Source organism: Extensimonas soli (assembly GCF_029211265.1).
Lineage (GTDB): Bacteria > Pseudomonadota > Gammaproteobacteria > Burkholderiales > Burkholderiaceae_C > Extensimonas > Extensimonas soli.
On record NZ_JARGEL010000024.1, the window covers coordinates 181,963 to 199,385 of the forward strand.

At 67.3% G+C, this 17,423-nt stretch carries 18 protein-coding genes; 7 read left to right on the top strand and 11 right to left on the bottom strand.

All coding sequences use genetic code 11. The features are described 5' to 3' along the window. Nucleotides 1–331: 331 nt before the first annotated feature. From holA to PYV55_RS11640, 7 genes are all read right to left on the bottom strand, one after another. Nucleotides 332–1,387 carry a DNA polymerase III subunit delta gene (gene holA / locus PYV55_RS11610; protein ID WP_275851303.1) on the bottom strand — a complete coding sequence of 352 codons (1,056 nt, stop codon included), beginning with the start codon at nucleotides 1,385–1,387 and terminating at the stop codon, nucleotides 332–334. A 73-nt stretch (nucleotides 1,388–1,460) separates the two neighbouring features. Further along, nucleotides 1,461–2,069: an LPS-assembly lipoprotein LptE gene (locus PYV55_RS11615; RefSeq protein ID WP_144731337.1), complete on the bottom strand. Its 609-nt coding sequence runs from the start codon at nucleotides 2,067–2,069 to the stop codon at nucleotides 1,461–1,463. A 5-nt stretch (nucleotides 2,070–2,074) separates the two neighbouring features. Continuing rightward, nucleotides 2,075–4,789 carry a leucine--tRNA ligase gene (gene leuS / locus PYV55_RS11620; RefSeq protein ID WP_275851306.1) on the bottom strand — a complete coding sequence of 905 codons (2,715 nt, stop codon included), beginning with the start codon at nucleotides 4,787–4,789 and terminating at the stop codon, nucleotides 2,075–2,077. 97 nt (nucleotides 4,790–4,886) lie between these two features. Further along, the gene (locus tag PYV55_RS11625; RefSeq protein ID WP_275851308.1) at nucleotides 4,887–5,312 is read right to left on the bottom strand and encodes an ExbD/TolR family protein; all 426 of its coding nucleotides are present in this window, start codon (nucleotides 5,310–5,312) and stop codon (nucleotides 4,887–4,889) included. Nucleotides 5,313–5,324: 12 nt separating this feature from the next. Continuing rightward, entirely contained in the window at nucleotides 5,325–6,068 is a 744-nt protein-coding gene (locus PYV55_RS11630) for a MotA/TolQ/ExbB proton channel family protein (RefSeq protein WP_275851310.1), read from the bottom strand. A gap of 26 nt (nucleotides 6,069–6,094) precedes the next feature. Beyond that, nucleotides 6,095–6,928, bottom strand: a complete 834-nt coding sequence (gene dapB, locus PYV55_RS11635; RefSeq protein ID WP_275851312.1) for a 4-hydroxy-tetrahydrodipicolinate reductase — start codon at nucleotides 6,926–6,928, stop codon at nucleotides 6,095–6,097. Nucleotides 6,929–7,018: 90 nt separating this feature from the next. Then, nucleotides 7,019–7,591 (bottom strand): outer membrane protein assembly factor BamE, encoded by a 573-nt coding sequence (locus tag PYV55_RS11640; RefSeq protein ID WP_275851314.1) that lies wholly within the window; start codon nucleotides 7,589–7,591, stop codon nucleotides 7,019–7,021. Between the two features lie 83 nt (nucleotides 7,592–7,674). Between PYV55_RS11640 and fur the strand changes: the two genes are divergently transcribed. After that, complete coding sequence (gene fur / locus PYV55_RS11645; RefSeq protein ID WP_275851316.1) at nucleotides 7,675–8,100, top strand: ferric iron uptake transcriptional regulator; 426 nt, start codon at nucleotides 7,675–7,677, stop codon at nucleotides 8,098–8,100. Nucleotides 8,101–8,126: 26 nt separating this feature from the next. On the opposite strand, the gene hprK is transcribed toward fur, so the two are convergent. From hprK to hpf, 3 genes are all read right to left on the bottom strand, one after another. Further along, a complete protein-coding gene (gene hprK / locus PYV55_RS11650; RefSeq protein ID WP_275851318.1) occupies nucleotides 8,127–9,089 on the bottom strand; it encodes an HPr(Ser) kinase/phosphatase in 963 nt (320 codons plus the stop codon). A 56-nt stretch (nucleotides 9,090–9,145) separates the two neighbouring features. Continuing rightward, complete coding sequence (locus PYV55_RS11655) at nucleotides 9,146–9,616, bottom strand: PTS sugar transporter subunit IIA (RefSeq protein ID WP_275851320.1); 471 nt, start codon at nucleotides 9,614–9,616, stop codon at nucleotides 9,146–9,148. A gap of 136 nt (nucleotides 9,617–9,752) precedes the next feature. Further along, nucleotides 9,753–10,088: a ribosome hibernation-promoting factor, HPF/YfiA family gene (hpf, locus tag PYV55_RS11660; RefSeq protein ID WP_275851322.1), complete on the bottom strand. Its 336-nt coding sequence runs from the start codon at nucleotides 10,086–10,088 to the stop codon at nucleotides 9,753–9,755. Nucleotides 10,089–10,312: 224 nt separating this feature from the next. Between hpf and PYV55_RS11665 the strand changes: the two genes are divergently transcribed. Together PYV55_RS11665 and PYV55_RS11670 are read left to right on the top strand one after the other, a co-directional pair. Continuing rightward, a complete protein-coding gene (locus PYV55_RS11665) occupies nucleotides 10,313–11,233 on the top strand; it encodes a phosphoribosylaminoimidazolesuccinocarboxamide synthase (protein WP_275851324.1) in 921 nt (306 codons plus the stop codon). Between the two features lie 105 nt (nucleotides 11,234–11,338). Beyond that, nucleotides 11,339–12,391, top strand: coding sequence for a sensor domain-containing diguanylate cyclase (locus PYV55_RS11670; RefSeq protein ID WP_275851326.1), 1,053 nt, complete (start codon nucleotides 11,339–11,341; stop codon nucleotides 12,389–12,391). An 11-nt stretch (nucleotides 12,392–12,402) separates the two neighbouring features. Here the strand turns inward: PYV55_RS11670 and trxA are convergent, their stop codons facing one another. After that, nucleotides 12,403–13,317: a thioredoxin gene (gene trxA, locus PYV55_RS11675; protein WP_275851328.1), complete on the bottom strand. Its 915-nt coding sequence runs from the start codon at nucleotides 13,315–13,317 to the stop codon at nucleotides 12,403–12,405. A gap of 102 nt (nucleotides 13,318–13,419) precedes the next feature. Here trxA and purE point away from each other — a divergent pair, with 102 nt between their 5' ends. The 4 genes from purE (at nucleotide 13,420) to PYV55_RS11695 (ending at nucleotide 17,366) form a co-directional block, all read left to right on the top strand. After that, nucleotides 13,420–13,920 carry a 5-(carboxyamino)imidazole ribonucleotide mutase gene (gene purE / locus PYV55_RS11680; protein ID WP_275851330.1) on the top strand — a complete coding sequence of 167 codons (501 nt, stop codon included), beginning with the start codon at nucleotides 13,420–13,422 and terminating at the stop codon, nucleotides 13,918–13,920. Continuing rightward, nucleotides 13,917–15,089 (top strand): 5-(carboxyamino)imidazole ribonucleotide synthase, encoded by a 1,173-nt coding sequence (locus PYV55_RS11685; RefSeq protein ID WP_275851332.1) that lies wholly within the window; start codon nucleotides 13,917–13,919, stop codon nucleotides 15,087–15,089. Before purE ends, PYV55_RS11685 begins: the two co-directional genes overlap by 4 nt. 19 nt (nucleotides 15,090–15,108) lie before the next feature. Beyond that, nucleotides 15,109–16,320, top strand: coding sequence for an L-threonylcarbamoyladenylate synthase (locus PYV55_RS11690; protein ID WP_275851334.1), 1,212 nt, complete (start codon nucleotides 15,109–15,111; stop codon nucleotides 16,318–16,320). A gap of 89 nt (nucleotides 16,321–16,409) precedes the next feature. Further along, nucleotides 16,410–17,366, top strand: coding sequence for an SGNH/GDSL hydrolase family protein (locus PYV55_RS11695; protein ID WP_275851336.1), 957 nt, complete (start codon nucleotides 16,410–16,412; stop codon nucleotides 17,364–17,366). The last annotated feature ends 57 nt before the right edge of the window (nucleotides 17,367–17,423 follow it).

Here is a 17,423-nt window from a genome sequence, read left to right on the forward strand (position 1 = left end):
TCGAGGGCGTCGCGGCAGCGACTTGACTGCGGGAAAGAAACCTGAACACCTGCTATTTTGAGACAGGTTCAGAGTGGGCTACTGCGGGTGGGTGATTGGTGGGGATTATCGAGGGTGGTGAAGATGGTGCGGGGGCAGAGGGAGGGTGCCGGGATGTGCGCCCGGCGGCGCACCTTCTTTTCTTGTCTTGCCAAGAAAAGAAGGCAAAAGAAGGCGACCCTACTGCCTGCGTCCCTGCCCGCCTCGCGGCGGTCAGGGCAACCTGCGGTGCTCGCGCCCGGCGGGGGCGCGCGAAACTCGCTGCGCTCGGCTCCTGGAAAAAACGCCCCGCTTACCTCGCCCCCTGCGCCAGCGTGCACACCTGCTGCGCCAGACGCTGCAGCGCCTGCCAGCCGTCGGCGGGCCAGTCGGGCTGGGGCAGGCCTTTGACGATGCCATCGACCACGTGCGCGGCTTGCAGCCATTGCGCGAGCGTGGCCTCGTTCAGGCGTGGCAGCAAGCGTTCGAACAGGCGTTCCCTGGGGCCCCAGATGCGTTGCTCGCGCAGCACCATGGGCAGGGGGCGGCCGGCGTTCAGCGCGGCTTTCGCGCGGTGCAGCGCTCGGATGTCTTCGGCCAGCGCCCAGTGCACGAGCACCTGGGCCTCGCCCTCGGCCTGCAGGCCGTCGAGCAGGCGTTGCACGCGCGCGGGCTGGCCGCCGAGCACGGCTTCGGAGAGCTGAAACACATCGTAGCGCGCGACGTTGAACACGGCCTCCTGCACCTGCGCGAGCGTGAGTTCGCCCGGCGGGTAGAGCAAGCCTAGCTTTTGCACCTCCTGGTGCGCCGCGAGCAGATTGCCTTCGACGCGGTCGGCAAAGAGTTGCAGCGTGCGCTGCCCCGCTTCGCCCGCGGCCACGCGCTGGCCCTGCTGCTGCAGACGCTGCGCAATCCACTGCGGCAGCGCAGCGCGCGCGACGGGCTCGATCTGCACGGTGACGCCGTGCGCCTCGAGCGCACCGAACCAGGCCGTGCTTTTGGTGGCCTTGTCCAGGCGCGGCAGGTGCACGAGCATGAGCGTGCCGCCGCCGTCCTGCGTCGCGGCGGCGAGCTCCTGCAAGGCGGCGGCGCCCTCCTTGCCGGGCTTGCCCGAGGGGATGCGCAGCTCGACGATCTGCTTGTCGGCGAACAGGCTCAGGCTGTTGCGTGCGGCGAGCACCCCGCTCCAGTCGAAATGCGCGCCGCTCACGCTGAACACGCTGCGCTCGCTGTAGCCGCGCGCGCGCGCCGCGGCGCGGATGGCGTCGGCCGCCTCCTGCAACTGCAGCGGCTCGTCGCCGTGCAGCGTGTAGAGCGCGCGCAGGCCTTTTTGCAGGTGTGCGGCGAGCTGATTCAGGGCGAGCTGCATGGGGGGAAATTAAGAGCCATATCGGCCTTCAGCCCAATGAATACATGCGCAAGAAGCTACTATTAGTGCAGCATCAAGGCATGCGCACCGCGGCGAGCCGGCGCATGAGCTGCTGCACGACGTCGGTCTGCATGTTGCGCACCAGCAGCGCTTCTTCGGCCTCCTTGGCGAGCGCGATGGATTCGCTGTAGCTGATGTCGCGCTTTTGCAGCAGTTCGGTGGGTGGAATCAGCTCGACGCCCGTGGGCGTGCGCAGCCGGAACTGCACGCGCAGGCGCAGCTCGAGCTCGCGCACCTCGCCCGAGGCGTTGCGGCCCACGACGACGCGCTCCTGCCGCGCCGACAGCAGCTCGAGGATGACTTCGGCTGTGGGCATGGCTGCCGGGTCGGTCACGAGTTGCAGGCTGCTGCCTGAGGATTCGATGGTGCGCTGGAGCTCGCGTGCGAGCGGCATGCCCGGCGGCGCCATGATGTAGAGCGAGCGGAAGGCGAACTCGGGCACGCCGCGCAGGCGAAAGCCGCAGGCCGAGAGCGCGAGTGCGGGCGCTGCCGCGGTGGCCAGGCCGAGCAGGCGCCGGCGGTGGAGATTCGGCGCGGCGGCCAAATCCGAACCGGCCGGCGCAACGGGCGCAGCTGTGGGCGCATCCGTAGATGCAAGAGGCGGGCGATGCAGCGTGCGCATGGCGTTCAGACCACGATGTTCACGAGCCGGCCCGGCACGACCACGACTTTTTTCGCGGCGGCGCCTTGCGCTTGCTTCTGGAAGGCTTCGCTCGCAAGGGCGATCTGCTCTATCGCCGCCTTGTCGGCCTGCGCGGGCACCTGGATCGCGCCGCGCAGCTTGCCGTTGACCTGCAGCACGAGCTCGACTTCGTCCTGCACCAGCGCGCTGGGATCGACCTGCGGCCAGGGCGCGTCGAGCAATTCGCCGAACACTTTGGCGTAGCCGAGTTCTTGCCAGAGGTGGTGTGCGAGGTGCGGCGTGGCCGGGTAAAGGCAGCGCAGCAAAATGCCAAAACCCTCGGCGAGCGCGATCTGCGCGCCGGCGTCGTCATTGGCGGCAGCGGCGCGGAAGTCTTCGAGCGCGTTGAGCATCTTCATCGCGCCCGAGACCACGGTGTTGTATTGCATGCGCTGGTAGTCGTAATCGACCTGCTTGAGCACGCTGTGCACCTCGCGGCGCAGCGCCTGGGCCTGCTTGCCGAAGCGCACGTCCTGCAAGCCCTTGGAGTCTTTTGAGCCATTTTGGCCACCAAGGCTTGCTGCAAGTGCGCTGGCAGCTTGCATATCCATAGCAAAAAGCTGCACGCCGAATTGCCACACGCGGCGCAGGAAGCGGTAGCTGCCCTCGACGGCTGCGTCGTTCCATTCGAGCGTGGCCTCGGGCGGCGCGGTGAACATGGTGTACAGGCGCGCGGTGTCGGCGCCGTACTTTTCAATCAGGTCTTGCGGATCGACGCCGTTGTTCTTGGACTTGGACATGGTGCCCACGCCCTCGTAGTCCACCGGCGTACCTGCGGGCAGCTCACCCACGGCGCGCTTGAGGCGCGCGCCCACGACTTTGCCGTGCTCGTCCAGCACCTGCTCCACGTCCTGCGGCCAGAAGTATTCCTTGCCGCCCTTTTCGGTGCGACGGCTGTAGATGTGGTTGAGCACCATGCCCTGCGTGAGCAGGCGCGTGAAGGGTTCGTCGATCTGCACCAGGCCCAGGTCGCGCATGACCTTGGTCCAAAAGCGCGCGTACAGCAGGTGCAAGATGGCGTGCTCTATGCCGCCGATGTATTGGTCCATCGGCATCCAGTAGCGCGCGCCCTCGGCCACCATGGCCTGATCCTTGTGCGGATCGCAGTAGCGCATGTAATACCACGAACTGTCAACGAAGGTGTCCATGGTGTCGGTCTCGCGCCGCGCGGGCTTGCCGCAGCAGGGGCAGGCGACGTGCAGGAAGGCCTCGCACTTGTTCAGTGGGTTGCCGCTGCCGTCGGGCACCAGGTCTTGCGGCAGCACCACGGGCAGGTCTTTTTCGGGCACGGGCACGGCGCCGCAGGACTCGCAGTGGATGATGGGGATCGGCGTGCCCCAGTAGCGCTGGCGGCTGATGCCCCAGTCGCGCAGGCGCCAGGTGGTTTTTTTCTCGCCCAGGCCCTTGGCCGCGAGCGCCGCGGCCACGGCATCGACGGCGGCCTTGCACGGCAGGCCGCTGAACGGGCCCGAATCGACCGTGACGCCGCGCTGCTTGTCGGCGTACCAGTCCTGCCAGCGCGTGGCGTCGAACTGCTCGCCGGGCACCTGCACGACCTGCTGGATGGGGATGCCGTACTTGCGCGCAAACGCAAAATCACGCTCGTCGTGCGCGGGCACGCCCATCACGGCGCCGTCGCCGTAGCCCATGAGCACGTAGTTGCCCACCCACAGCGGCACCGCTGCGCCGGTGAGCGGGTGCGTCACCGTGAGGCCCGTGGGCAGGCCCTTTTTCTCTTGCGTGGCGAGCTCGGCCTCGGTGGTGCCGCCGGTCTTGCATTCTTCAATGAAGGCCGCGAGCGCAGGATTGGTGCGCGCGGCGTGCATGGCCAGCGGGTGTTCGGGCGCGACGGCGCAGAACGTCACGCCCATGATGGTGTCGGCGCGCGTCGTGAATACGTACATGCGCCCAGCGCCGATGAGCGCGCCGTCGTCGCCGCGGATGTCGTGCGGGAAGGCAAAGCGCACGCCCTCGCTTTTACCGATCCAGTTCTCCTGCATGAGCTTGACGCGCTCGGGCCAGCCCGGCAGCTTGTCGCCCGTGACGTAATCGAGCAGCTCTTCGGCGTAGTCGGTGATCTTGAGGTAGTAGCCCGGAATCTCGCGCTTTTCCACGAGCGCGCCGGTGCGCCAGCCGCGTCCGTCGATGACTTGCTCGTTCGCAAGCACGGTTTGATCGACCGGGTCCCAGTTCACCACCTGCGTCTTGCGGTAGGCGATGCCCTTTTCCAGCATCTTCAAGAAGAGCCACTGGTTCCACTTGTAGTAGCTCGCGTCGCAAGTGGCGATTTCGCGGCTCCAGTCGATCGCCAGGCCCATGGCCTGCATCTGCCGCTTCATGTAGGCGATGTTGTCGTACGTCCACTGCGCCGGCGGCACGCCGTTTTTCAGCGCCGCATTCTCTGCCGGCAGACCGAAGGCGTCCCAGCCCATGGGCATGAGCACGTTGTAGCCCTTCATGCGCAACTGGCGCGTGAGCATGTCGTTGATGGTGTAGTTGCGCACGTGGCCCATGTGCAGCTTGCCGCTCGGGTAGGGCAGCATGGAGCAGGCGTAAAACTTGGGCTTGCTCGCGTCTTCGGTCACGCGGTAGGCGTCGCGCGCGGCCCATTCGGCCTGGGCTTGGCGCTCTATGTCTTGGGGGGAGTATTTTTCTTGCATGAGGGCGAAGGAAAGAAAAGGGCCTGTGCAGGCCCGGCCGCGCCGATTTTAGGCGTTGGCTTGCGGCGCGCGTTCGACGTAGCTTGCGCGGGCGGCCTCAGCGCGCGGGCTGCGGCTCGGCCACGAAGCCTATGCGATGCAGCCCGGCCTGGTGCGCCAGGCCCATGACTTCGACCACACGGCCATAGGGCACGCGGGCGTCGGCGCGCAACTGCACTTCGGTGTCGGGCTGGCTCGCGCCAATGCGCGCAAGGCGTTCGGCGAGCTGCGCCTGCGTGAGCGGCTGGTCGCCCAGGTAGGCCTGCCCCGCGCGATCGAGCACCAGCGTGACTGCGGGCGCCGCCGCGCCGGCCGTGGTGGTGCCCTGCGCGCGCGGCAGCTCCAGCCGCAGGGCGCTCGCGAGCAGCGGCGCCGTGAGGATGAAAATCACCACCAGCACCAGCATCACATCGACCATGGGCGTGATGTTGATCTCGCTCATGGGCTGCGGCGCAGCGCGGCGTTCGAGGCGGCCAAAGGGCATGGTGCGGGCACCTCAAAAGTTCGAATGCGCGGCTTCGGCGGACGCTGCCGGCGCAGACGCGGCCACGCCGGGTGCGTCGGGCGCTTCGGCCACGCCGGGCGCGCCATCGGCAAGCAACTCGCGCAGGTCGAGCGCAAAGCCTTCGAGATCGGCCTCGATGCGCGCCAGCACGCGGCCGAAGCCGTTGTAGGCCAGCACCGCCGGAATCGCCACGGCCAGGCCCGCCGCAGTCATGACCAGCGATTCGCCCACCGGGCCCGCGAGCTGCGCGAGCGTGACCTGCGTGCTCGAGGTCTGGGCCAGCACGCGCAGTGCGTGGTAGATGCCCCACACCGTGCCGAGCAGCCCGACGAACGGCGCCGTGGCGCCCGCCGTGGCCAGCAGCACCTGGCCCCATTGCAGCCGTGTGAGCACCCCATGCAGCGCGTCGCGCAGCGCGCGCGTGAGCCGCTGCGCGCGCGCGCCGGACGTGGCGAGCGAGCCGTCGGCCGTTTTTATCGCTACCGAATTTGCAGCTAGCACCATAGGAAGGACGAGCGCCTCACGGTCGAAATGCTCCAGCTTTTGGGCCGCCGCGGCGAGATCGGGCGCCTGCCAGAACGCCGCGAGGCAGCGCGGCAGGTCGGCGCTCGCGCGGCGCAGCTGGCGCGCCTTCCACAGAATCACCACCCAGCCCATGACGGACATGGCCAGCAGCACCAGCGCCGCGACTTGCGTGAGCGCATCCGTTTTGAGCCACCAAGCGAGCAAAGACATGCGCCGGGCCTTGGAACTTGGAACCCTTACAAACCCAGCACGTCGGCCATGCCGAACAGGCCGCGCTCGTGCGCCCTCAGAAAGCGCGCCGCGCGCAAGCTGCCCTGCGCGTAGGTGGCGCGACTCGACGACTTGTGCGTGATTTCAATGCGCTCGCCCGTGCCCGCGAACAGCACCGTGTGGTCGCCCACGATGTCGCCGCCGCGGATGGTGGCAAAGCCTATGCTCGAAGGGTCCCGCTCGCCCGTCACGCCGTGGCGCTCATAGACCGCGCAGTCCGCCAGATTGCGCCCCAGCGCCTGCGCGACGACCTCGCCCATCTGCAGCGCCGTGCCCGAGGGTGCATCGACTTTGTGGCGGTGGTGCGCCTCGATGATTTCGATGTCGAACCCGGTGGCCAGCGCTTTTGCGGCCAGCTCGAGCAGCTTGAGCGTGACGTTCACGCCCACGCTCATGTTGGGCGCAAACACGATCGCCGCGCGCTGCGCGTGGGCGGCGATCTCGGCCTTTTGCGCCTCGCTGAAGCCCGTGGTGCCTATCACCGCCTTTACGCCAAGCGCGCCGCACACCGCGAGGTGCGCAAGCGTGCCCTCGGGGCGCGTGAAGTCGATCAGCACGTCGGCACCTTGCAGGCCAGCCTGCAGGTCATCGGTGATCAGCACGCCGCTGCTTTGGCCCAGAAAAGCCGCCGCGTCGGTGCCGACTGCCGGGCTGCCGCGCTGGTCGAGCGCACCGGCGAGGACGCAGTCGTCGCTGGCACGCACGGCCTCGATCAGCATGCGGCCCATGCGGCCCGAGGCGCCGGCAACGGCGATGCGGCAGGGTTGCGCGGCGGATGCAGGGGAAGAGGTTGAGGTCATGGGGGCGAAGGAACAGGTGGGGAGCGGGCCTCGTGCTGCGCGCGCAGGGAGCTTTGGGTGCGTGCGCAGTTGCCCGTGGAGCCTCGGGCTTCAGCGCAACGAGGATTCGAGCGGCGGGTAGCTGGGCGTGGCCGGGCTTGGCTCTGCGGCGTCGGCGCCGGCCGGCTCGGAGGCCGCTGCATGCGCCGGCGCCGGAAAGCGCGCGAGCTGCGCCTCGGTGGCTTCGAGCGGCGGCACCTTGCCCGGCGCGGTGCGTTTGCCCAGCGAGGCGACGAATTCGGTCTCCGAAGGCATGGGATCGCCCTCGTGGCGCTGCAGTACGTCGTTTTCGAAAAACACCGTCAGCTTGCGCGTCTGCGGCGCCTCGTTCGCGCGCTTGATCGTGAAGACGTATTCCCAGCGGTTGGCATGGAACAGGCTGGTGACCAGCGGGGTGCCCAGAATTTCGCGCACCTGCTCGCGGCTCATGCCGGGCTGCAGCGCCTCGACCTGCTCGCGCGAGACGAAGTTGCCCTGCACCACTTCCACGCGGTAAGGGCTGACCATCCCGGCCAGGCTGTTCGTGGCGTTGTTCAGACTGCTGCAGGCGCTGGCGAGCAAGGCGGTGGCAGCAAGCAGCAAGGGCAGCCCCGGGCGGGCGCTGCGATGGGCATTGACGGACATGGAAAAAGCATGCGGGATATGATCGACCCATTGTAGCGGCTGGCCTTTTCGGGCCGCGCTCCAAAAGCCCAAGAACCAGCGCCATGGCGAACATCGACGAACTCAAGAGCACAGGCCTCAAGGCCACCTTGCCACGCCTGAAGATCCTCGAAATCTTCCAGCGCGGCGGGCAGCGCCACATGACGGCCGAGGATGTCTATCGCGTGCTGCTCGACGAGCGTTCCGACATCGGCCTGGCCACGGTTTATCGCGTGCTGATGCAGTTCGAGCAGGCAGGCATCCTGATCCGCAGCAATTTCGAGAGCGGCAAGGCGATTTACGAAATCAACGAAGGCCAGCACCACGACCACTTCGTCTGCACCTCCTGCGGCAAGGTCGAGGAGTTTTACGACCCCGACATCGAGCAGCGCCAGCAGGCGATTGCCAAGGCCAAGGGCTGGCGCGTGCAAGACCACACGCTGGCCCTGTACGGGCAATGTGCGGGCTGCGCCCAAAAACAGGCGACTTGAGAGCGCGCGGTTCGCGTGCGCCCCTGTCAGTCCAGCTGCGCGGAATCGCCCAGCATCGCGCGGCGGTGGCGCGCGACGAATTCCTGGTAGGTGTTGATGCCGCGCATCTGCAAGATGGTGTTGCGCACCGCGGCCTCGACGAGCACGGCCATGTTGCGCCCGGCAACCACCTGGATCACCACCTTGCGGATGGGCACGCCCAGCACATCCTGCGTGAGCGGCTCGTAGGGCAGGCGCTCGTATTCGCGCTCCATCGTTTCCTTGCGCACCAGGTACACGATGAGGCGCAGGCGCATCTTGCGCCGCACCGCCGCTTCGCCAAAGATCGCGCGGATGTCGAGCAGACCTATGCCGCGCACTTCGAGCAGGTTTTGCAGCAGCTCGGGGCAACGGCCTTCGATCGTGCCCTGGTTGATGCGGTACAGGTCCACCGCGTCGTCGGCCACGAGCCCATTGCCGCGCGAGATCAGTTCGAGCCCGAGTTCACTCTTGCCCAGGCCGGACTCCCCCGTGATCAGCACGCCCAGGCCCAGAATGTCCATGAACACGCCGTGCATGGTGGTGCGCTCGGCAAAATATTTGGACAGGTAGGTGCGCAGCACGTCGATCACAAAGGCCGAGGATTCGCGCGTGGCAAACATCGGAATCTGGGCGCGCTCGCACATGGACAACAGCGCTTCAGGGACGATCTGGTCGTCGGCCAGCACGAGCACGGGCGGCTCGAGCGTGACGATGCGCGCGATGCGGCGCTTGCAATCCTCGGGCGTGGCGTTGGTGAGGTAGGCGATTTCGCGCGCGCCCAGCACCTGCACCCGGTAGGGGTGGATGTAGTTCAGATGCCCCACCAGATCGGCACCGGAGCGCGCCGACCGCACGACTTCCTCATCGAAACGCCGCTCCGAAGCCCCAAGCCCTGCCACCCACTCCCACTTCAGCGTGCTGCGAAATTCTTCGAACAGCACGTCGGCGCTGATGACATTGGGCTTCATGGCAGGGACACGGTGGAATAAACGGCGCGCCGCACAACGGGTTCGCTGATGCCTTCTCAGGCCGGTTGCTGGGCCGAATGCCAGTGGGCGATCAGGTCATGCAATTCGGCAGCGTCAGCGCAGGTTTTGAGCTTTTCGCGCAGCGTGGCGTCACTGAGCAACTCGGCGATCTCGGAGAGGATCTGCAGGTGTTTTTGCGTTGCCGCCTCAGGTACCAGCAGAAAGATCAGCAGACTCACGGGCTGCTCGTCGGGCGCATCGAAGCCTATCGGGTTTTGCAGCTGAAACACCGCCGCCATGGGCGCCTTGAGACCCTTGATGCGGCCATGCGGAATCGCCACGCCATGACCCAGCCCGGTCGAACCCAGGCGCTCGCGCGCAAACAGGCTGTCGGTGATCAAGGCCCTGGAGAGTCCTTGCTGGCTCTCGAACAACAGCCCCGCTTCTTCAAAGGCGCGCTTTTTGCTGGTGGCATCGACGTGCACGAGCACTTGCGCGGCGGGCAGGATGGAGGCAAGTCGGTTCATGGTGATTAACGATTATGCACAAGGTTTGCAAAGCTCCCCGGCGCCAAATGCCCTAACGGTTCGACTGCGGGGGTGCTGCATCGCACGCGAAAAGCCGCCCACGGAGGGCGGCTGGAGCGGGCGAGCTTCTTGCGTTTCAGACCTGCAACTCGCGCTTCACCGCCTCGTGGTGGTGGTTTTGCAGCCGGTCTTTGTGGCGCACGACCTGCCGATCCATTTTGTCCATCAGTTCATCGACGGCTGCGTACAGGTCGACATGGGCGGTTTCGGCGAACAGGTCGCAGCCCTTGACGTGGATGTTGCACTCGGCGCGCTGGCGCTTTTCTTTTTCCTTCTGCTTTTCCACCGAGAGCAGCACCTTCACGTCGACCACCTGATCGAAGTGCCTTGTGACCCGCTCCAGCTTGCTGGCGACGTAGCTGCGCAATGCCGGGGTGACTTCGAGGTGGTGACCACTGATCGTCAGGTTCATGAGAAAGTCTCCTAGGGTTTCGAGGGAAACATCTGCCGCCCACTGCGACGTGGCGAGGCGCGGGCGGCGCGGCCAAAAAATGAACGCGAGTTCACTATGCGCCCCACGACCACGAAAAGCAATACGGCGCCTCAATCCTGCTTTGCTGGGCGGGTAACTGCGTGTCAGTGGGCGCGCGCCGGCCTCGTAGAATGGCCGGTTGGTTTTCCTCATGCTTTTTCACCATGGCCGAGCCCCACCTTCCCGCATTGCACACCTCCCACCTGCACTCCCTGCCCCTGCTGGCGCGCGGCAAGGTGCGCGACAACTATGCCGTGGGCGAGGACCGCATCCTCATGGTCGCCAGCGACCGGATTTCGGCCTTCGACGTGATCATGGACGACCCCATACCCGGCAAGGGCGTGCTGCTGACACAGATGGCGCTGTTCTGGTTCGAGCGGCTGCAAGGCATTTGCCCCAACCACTTGACGGGCCAGGCGCCCGAAAGCGTGGTGCAGCCCGACGAGGTCGAACAGGTGCGCGGCCGCTCCATGCTCGTGCGCCGCCTGCAACCCGTGCCGATCGAAGCCGTGGTGCGCGGCTATCTGGCCGGCAGTGGCTGGAAGGAATACCAGGCGACGCAATCGGTGTGTGGCGTGCCGCTGCCGGCGGGCCTCTCGAATGCCGCGCGCCTGCCCGAACCCATCTACACCCCTGCGGCCAAGGCGGCCGTGGGCGAGCACGACGAAAACATCAGCTACGAGCGCACCGTGCACATGGTGGGCCCGGCCCTTGCCGCGCAGATTCGTGCGCTGAGCATTGCCTTGTACCGTGCCGCGGCGGCATTCGCGCTCGGGCGCGGCCTGATCATTGCCGACACCAAGTTCGAATTCGGCCTGGCCCCGGACGGCAGCCTGGTGCTGATGGACGAGGTGCTCACGCCCGACAGCTCGCGCTACTGGCCCGTCGAGGGCTATGAAGCCGCCCTGGCCGCGGGCCAGAACCCGCCGAGCTTCGACAAGCAGTTTCTGCGCGACTGGCTCGAGCAGGCGCAGGTCAGCGGCAAGCCCTGGAACAAGTCGCCACCGGCGCCGCGGCTGCCCGCCGAGGTGATAGCAAAAACCGCCGAAAAATACCGCGAGGCACTGCAGCGGCTCGTGGGCTGAGAACAAATCCCGGGCATGGCAGTGCCCAGAAATATGCCCACCACCTTCGGCAGCAAAGCGCCCATGCCACAGAGCGCGAAACCTCCGGTGCACTGGATCGTGCGCATGAACCGTCGCAACCGCACGATGTCCTTCGTCTGGGTGCTGTTGGTGCTTGCGGCCCATATGTGGGGGCGCGGCTTTGGCCCGGTGGCCTGGGTGCTGCTGGGCCTGCAGTTTCTGGTCTATCCGCACGTAGCGTATTTCGTCGCGGTACGTTCCAAAAACCAGATGCGTACCGAGTTCGGCAACATGCTGCTCGACGGCCTGATGTTCGGCATCTGGATGGCGGCGCTGAGGTTCCCGCTCTGGCCCAGCTACACGCTGTTCATCTGCGCGGCCATCAACATGACGGTGTTCCGCGGCGCCGCAGGGGCCTTGCTGGCTGCGGCGGTCATCGCCTGCGGCACTCTGTTGGGGGCGGCAGTGTTCGGCGTGCATACCGAGCCCGCTACGGGGCCGCTGACGACCAGCCTGAGCATCGCCACGCTGTCGCTGTACCTGCTGGTCGTGGCCAAGGACGCCTATGCCCGGTCGCTGATGCTGTTCCAGACGCGCCAGCAGCTGCGCGCCAAGATGGAAGAAGTCCTGGCGCTGCAGCAGCGGTTGCAGGAGCAATCGACGCAGGACCCGCTCACGGGCCTGTTCAACCGCCGCTACCTCGTGGAGGCCATGGAGCGCGAACTGTCGCGCTGCGCGCGCGCCGGGCTGCCGCTGAGCATCCTGCTCGTGGACATAGACCACTTCAAGCGCATCAATGACGCCTTCGGACACCAGTCGGGCGATGCGGTGATCGTCCACCTCGCCCAGCTGCTGCGCCAGCATGCCCGTGCGGGCGACGTGGTCTGCCGCTACGGTGGCGAGGAATTTCTGCTGCTGTGCCCCGAAATGCCGCAGGCCGCGGCGCTGGAGCGCGCGCAGCAATACCGCACAAGCCTCGCGGCGCAGCCTTTGCAGGTGGGGGATGCGTCCATCCCGATGACGCTGTCTGCCGGCGTGGCCACGTTCCCGGAGCACGGCGACTCGGCCGAGGCGCTGATCCGCAGCGCCGACGAGGCGCTGTACCGCGCCAAGGGTCTGGGGCGCAACCGCGTCGAACTCGCAGGGCTGAGCGGCTGACGCTCAACCTCTCAGCTCAGCACCACGCTCGAGAGCCTGCGGCGGTAGCTCGCCACCACCGGGTCTTCGGGCGGAATCTGGCCCTCGGCCACCTTGGGTTTGGGCGGCTCGATGATCTCCAGGATGGCGACGTACGCCTTGCGCGCCGCGTCGTCACTCCAGTGCTTGTCGCGCATGAGGATTTCGAGCAGCTCGTCCATGGCATCGGTCCAGCGCTGCTGCGCCATGAGCCAGCGCGCACGCGCAAAGCGCGTCTCGAAGTCGCGCTTGTTTGCCGCGATTTTTGCGTCAAATCCGGCTCCAGCCGAGGCACCATAACCATGGGCAGCAATGAATTCAATAGCATCCAGCCAGGCTTTGAGCGCCCCCAGCCGCCGATCCACCGCGGCCTTGGCCTGCACGGGCGCGAACGCGGCCTGGGCCTCGGCGATGCGGCCCAGTTGCAGCAGCAGCCTGACGTAATCGAAGCGCGCCTCGTCGTTCGCCGGGTCGGTGGCCACGGCGTGCTGCAGTTGTTCGAGCGCGGCTTCGACGTCGCCCGCGGCCAGGGCGTCCTGCGCGGATGCTTCCTGCACCTCGGCTTCGGCCTGCGCCTCATCGGCAGGGGGTACATGTTTGTCTAGAAAGGCGCGCACCTGGCCTTCGGGCAGCGCGCCCATGAAGCCATCGACGGGCTGGCCGCCCTGGAGCAGCACGCAGGTCGGAATGCTGCGGATGCCGAACATGCCCGCGAGCTCCTGCTCGTCGTCGGAGTTGATCTTGACCAGCTTGAAGCGACCCGCGTATTCGGTTTCGAGCTTTTCGAGGATGGGGCCCAGCGAGCGGCACGGGCCGCACCACGGCGCCCAGAAATCGACCAGCACGGGCACGCTCAACGAGGCGTTCACGACCTCGGTTTCAAAATTTTCCAGGGTGACATCGATCATGGGAGCTGGGCCTTGAAGTAGCTTGAGAATGACTTGGAGTGGCAAAAGTAAAATCGCGCGCTGCCAATACCGGCCACCGGCGCAGCGCCGCACACAAGCATTATGACCAGCATCCAGATCGGCGTCGTCATGGGTTCCAGCAGCGATTGGGACACCATGCAGCACGCAGTAGCGATTCTTCAGCAATTCGACATCGCCCACGAGGCGCGCGTGGTTTCGGCGCACCGCATGCCCGACGACATGTTCGCCTACGCCGAGGCCGCCGCGGGCCGCGGGCTCAAGGCCATCATCGCGGGCGCGGGCGGCGCGGCGCACCTGCCGGGCATGCTCGCGGCCAAGACGCCCGTGCCCGTGCTCGGCGTGCCCGTGGCCTCGCGCCACCTGCAGGGCGTGGATTCGCTGCACAGCATCGTGCAAATGCCCAAGGGCATCCCGGTGGCCACGTTCGCCATCGGCGCGGCCGGCGCGGCGAATGCGGCGCTGTTCGCGGTGGCGCTGCTGGCCAACGAAGACGCGGCGCTGCGTGCGCGCCTGCTGGCCTTTCGCGCCGAGCAGACGGCCGCCGCACGCGCCATGACCCTGCCCCCGCCCGCCGCCGTATGAAGCCCGCTGCCACGCCCCTTTTGCCCGGCGCGACGCTGGGCGTACTCGGCGGCGGCCAGCTCGGGCGCATGTTCGTGCATGCGGCGCAGAGCATGGGCTACTACACCGCCGTGCTCGACCCCGACCCGCACAGCCCCGCCGGCCGCGTGAGCCACCACCACATCCAGACCGCCTACGACGACCACGAGGGCCTCGCGCGCCTCGTGCAGCTGTGCGACGCCATCACTACCGAGTTCGAAAACGTGCCCGCGCAGGTGCTGGAGGCGCTCGCGCAGCGCCGCCGCGTGGCACCGGCGGCGGCAGCCGTGGCCGTGGCGCAGGACCGCGCCGCGGAAAAGGCGCACTTCGTGCGCTGCGGCGTGCCCTGCGCACCGCATGCGCTGATTGCGAGCGCACAGGACTGCACCGCGCCCGCGCACGCCGCGCTGCTGCCGGGCATCCTCAAGACGGCGCGCCTGGGCTACGACGGCAAGGGCCAGGCGCGCGTGCACACGCTGCCCGAGCTCGCCGCCGCCTGGCAGGCGCTGGGCGGCGTGCCCTGCGTGCTCGAACAATTGCTGCCACTCGATTTCGAATGCTCGGTCATCGTCGCGCGCGGCAGCGACGGCCAGTGCGTACACCTGCCGCCGCAGCGCAACCTGCACCGCGACGGCATCCTGGCCGTGACCGAGGTTTATGAGCTAAATATGCCTCCAGCCCTTATGCAGCAAGCGCTGGAAGCTGCAATTTCAATAGCAAATGGCCTGGCCTACGTGGGCGTGCTGTGCGTGGAATTTTTCGTGCTGCACGGCGGCCGCCTGGTCGTGAACGAGATCGCGCCGCGCCCGCACAACAGCGGCCACTACAGCCTCGACGCCTGCGACCTGTCGCAATTCGAGCTGCAGGTGCGCACGCTCGCGGGCCTGCCGCTCACGCCGCCGCGCCTGCACAGCGCGGCCGTCATGCTGAATTTGCTCGGTGACCTGTGGTTCCCGCACGGCGAGGCGGCACAAACCCCACCCTGGGCCGCGCTGCTCGCGCTGCCCGGCACCCACCTGCACCTGTACGGCAAGGCGCAGCCGCGGCGCGGGCGCAAGATGGGCCACCTGACCGTCACCGCGGCCACGCCCGAGGCCGCGCGCGAGACCGCCTTGCAGGCCGCGGCGCTGCTGGGCATCGCGCCGTTTTGACACCGGCCCTGCTCGCACCATGATCCTGCCCGGCACCGACCCCGCCGCCATCGCCGCCGCCGCGCACGCCTTGCGCACGGGTGCGCTCGTGGGCCTGCCGACCGAAACGGTGTACGGCCTCGCCGCCGACGCCGACGACCCGGCCGCCGTGGCGCAGATCTTTGCGCTCAAAGGCCGCCCGAGCGACCACCCGCTGATCGTGCACGTGGCCGACAGCGACCGTGCCGCAGCCGTCGCGCATTTCGCGAGCGAGGTGCCGCCGTTTGCGCAAGCGCTCATGGATGCCTTCTGGCCCGGCCCGCTCACGCTGATCCTGCCGCGCCGCGCGGGCGTCGCCACGGCCGCGGCAGGCGGCCAGCCCAGCGTGGGCCTGCGCTGCCCCGCGCACCCTGTGGCGCAGGCCGTGCTGCGCGCCTGCGCGGCGCCGCCCGATGCGGGCAAGGGCGAGCGCCACGTCCTAGCAGCCTGTCGGACTTTGGGCGTCGAAAGCGAGAATGCACCCCAGCGAGACCAATTTTTGCCGGATTCGCCGCCCCATAGCGGGACTATGGGGCAAGAAGACGGTGTTCTCGAAGAGCGGCGAAGCCAAAAATGGGCCGCTGCGGCGCATTCGCAGCCGACGATTCCAAAGTCCGACAGGCTGCTGGGCCTCGCCGCGCCCAGCGCCAACCGCTTCGGCCGCGTGAGCCCAACCACCGCCGCACACGTACAGGCCGAGTTCGGCGAGGAACTGCTAGTGCTCGACGGCGGCCCCTGCGCCGTGGGGATCGAATCGACCATCATCGACTGCACGCGCGGGCGGCCTGTGCTGCTGCGCCCCGGCGCCATCACGCGCGCGCAAATCGCGGCCGCCTGCGGGCTCCAACCGCTCTCGAAAGAGGAGCTTCCAGCGCAGACCCCGCGCGCCTCGGGCACCTTGGAAGCCCACTATGCGCCGACGGCCAAGGTGCGCCTCATGGACGCGCGCGCGCTGCAGACGGCGCTCGACCTGCTCGGCGCCGATGCGGCGCGGCTCGGCGTGTATGCGCGCACGCCGCTGCGTGGCGTGGCGCCACAGGTCGTGCTGCGCCGCATGCCCGAGGATGCCGCCGCCGTGGCGCAGGAATTGTTCGCCGCGCTGCGCGCCTTCGACGCCGCAGGCGTGGCGCTGATCTGGATCGAAACCCCGCCCGACACCCCCGCCTGGGAGGGCGTGCGCGATCGGCTGCTGCGCGCAGCGGCGGCGGCTTGAACCTCTTCGCTGGTACGCACCCGCCTTGCGCGCCACCTTTCTTTTCTCTGCATCGTTAAACTTAGCGCTTCGTTTTTGGAGAAACTTCTATGGCAGCAAATTGGATGCGCCGCATCGCCCTCGCCTTGTGTGCGGGCGCTACGGCCATGGTGCTCGCAGCATGCGGCTCGAGCTCCGTGTCATCGGCACTCACACCGAACCGCTTCATCGTCTTCGGCGATGCGCTCAGCGACATCGGACAAAACGGCGGCAAGCGCTATACGGTCAACGACGGCTCGGTGAACAACTGGACATTGCAGTTGGCCGCGCACTACGGCAAAAGCATCACGCCCTCGTCTGCGGGCGGCCTGAGCTACGCCACGGGCAACGCGCGCGTGCTCGCCACGCCCGACGCCGCGGGTGGCAGCGCGCCGCCGCTTGCCGCGCAGATCGACGCCTTTCTCGCCGCGAACCAGTTTTCTTCGAGCGACCTGATCGTGGTCAACGGCGGCGCCAGCGACCTGATTGCGGATATGCAGGCCGTGATTGCCGGCAGCATGACGGCAGACGCCATGGTCGCTGCCGCAACCCAGACGGGCAAGGATCTGGGCGCGCAGGTGCGTCGCCTGGTCAACGCCGGCGCCGCGCACGTGCTGCTCGCAAGCGCCGACGATCTCAGCAAGACGCCCTGGGCTGCGACCATCAACCAGAAAGACCTGCTCTACAGGGCCAGCCGCGCGCTCAACGACAGCCTCAAGGTCAGCATCGTCGATCTGGGGGCCAACGTGCTGTATCTCGACACCGAGTATTACGTAAACCTCTACGTCAACTCGCCCGGCTCGTTCAGTTTTTCCGTGACCGACAAGCCCGTGTGCACGTCCATAGACCCGGGCAACGGCATTGGCATAGGCACGAACCAGGTCAACTCGGCGCTGTGCACCAGTGCGACGCTGGTCGCCGGGGCAGACCCGCTCCGGTACGTCTTCGCCGACCCGATCTACCTCACGCCCTCGGCGCACCGCCAGTTTGGCGACTACGCTTACGACCAGCTCACGCTGCGCTGGTAAAAGCTGCCGCTAAACGAAAAAGCCGCCCCAGGGCGGCTTTTTCGTTCCCGAGCGTGG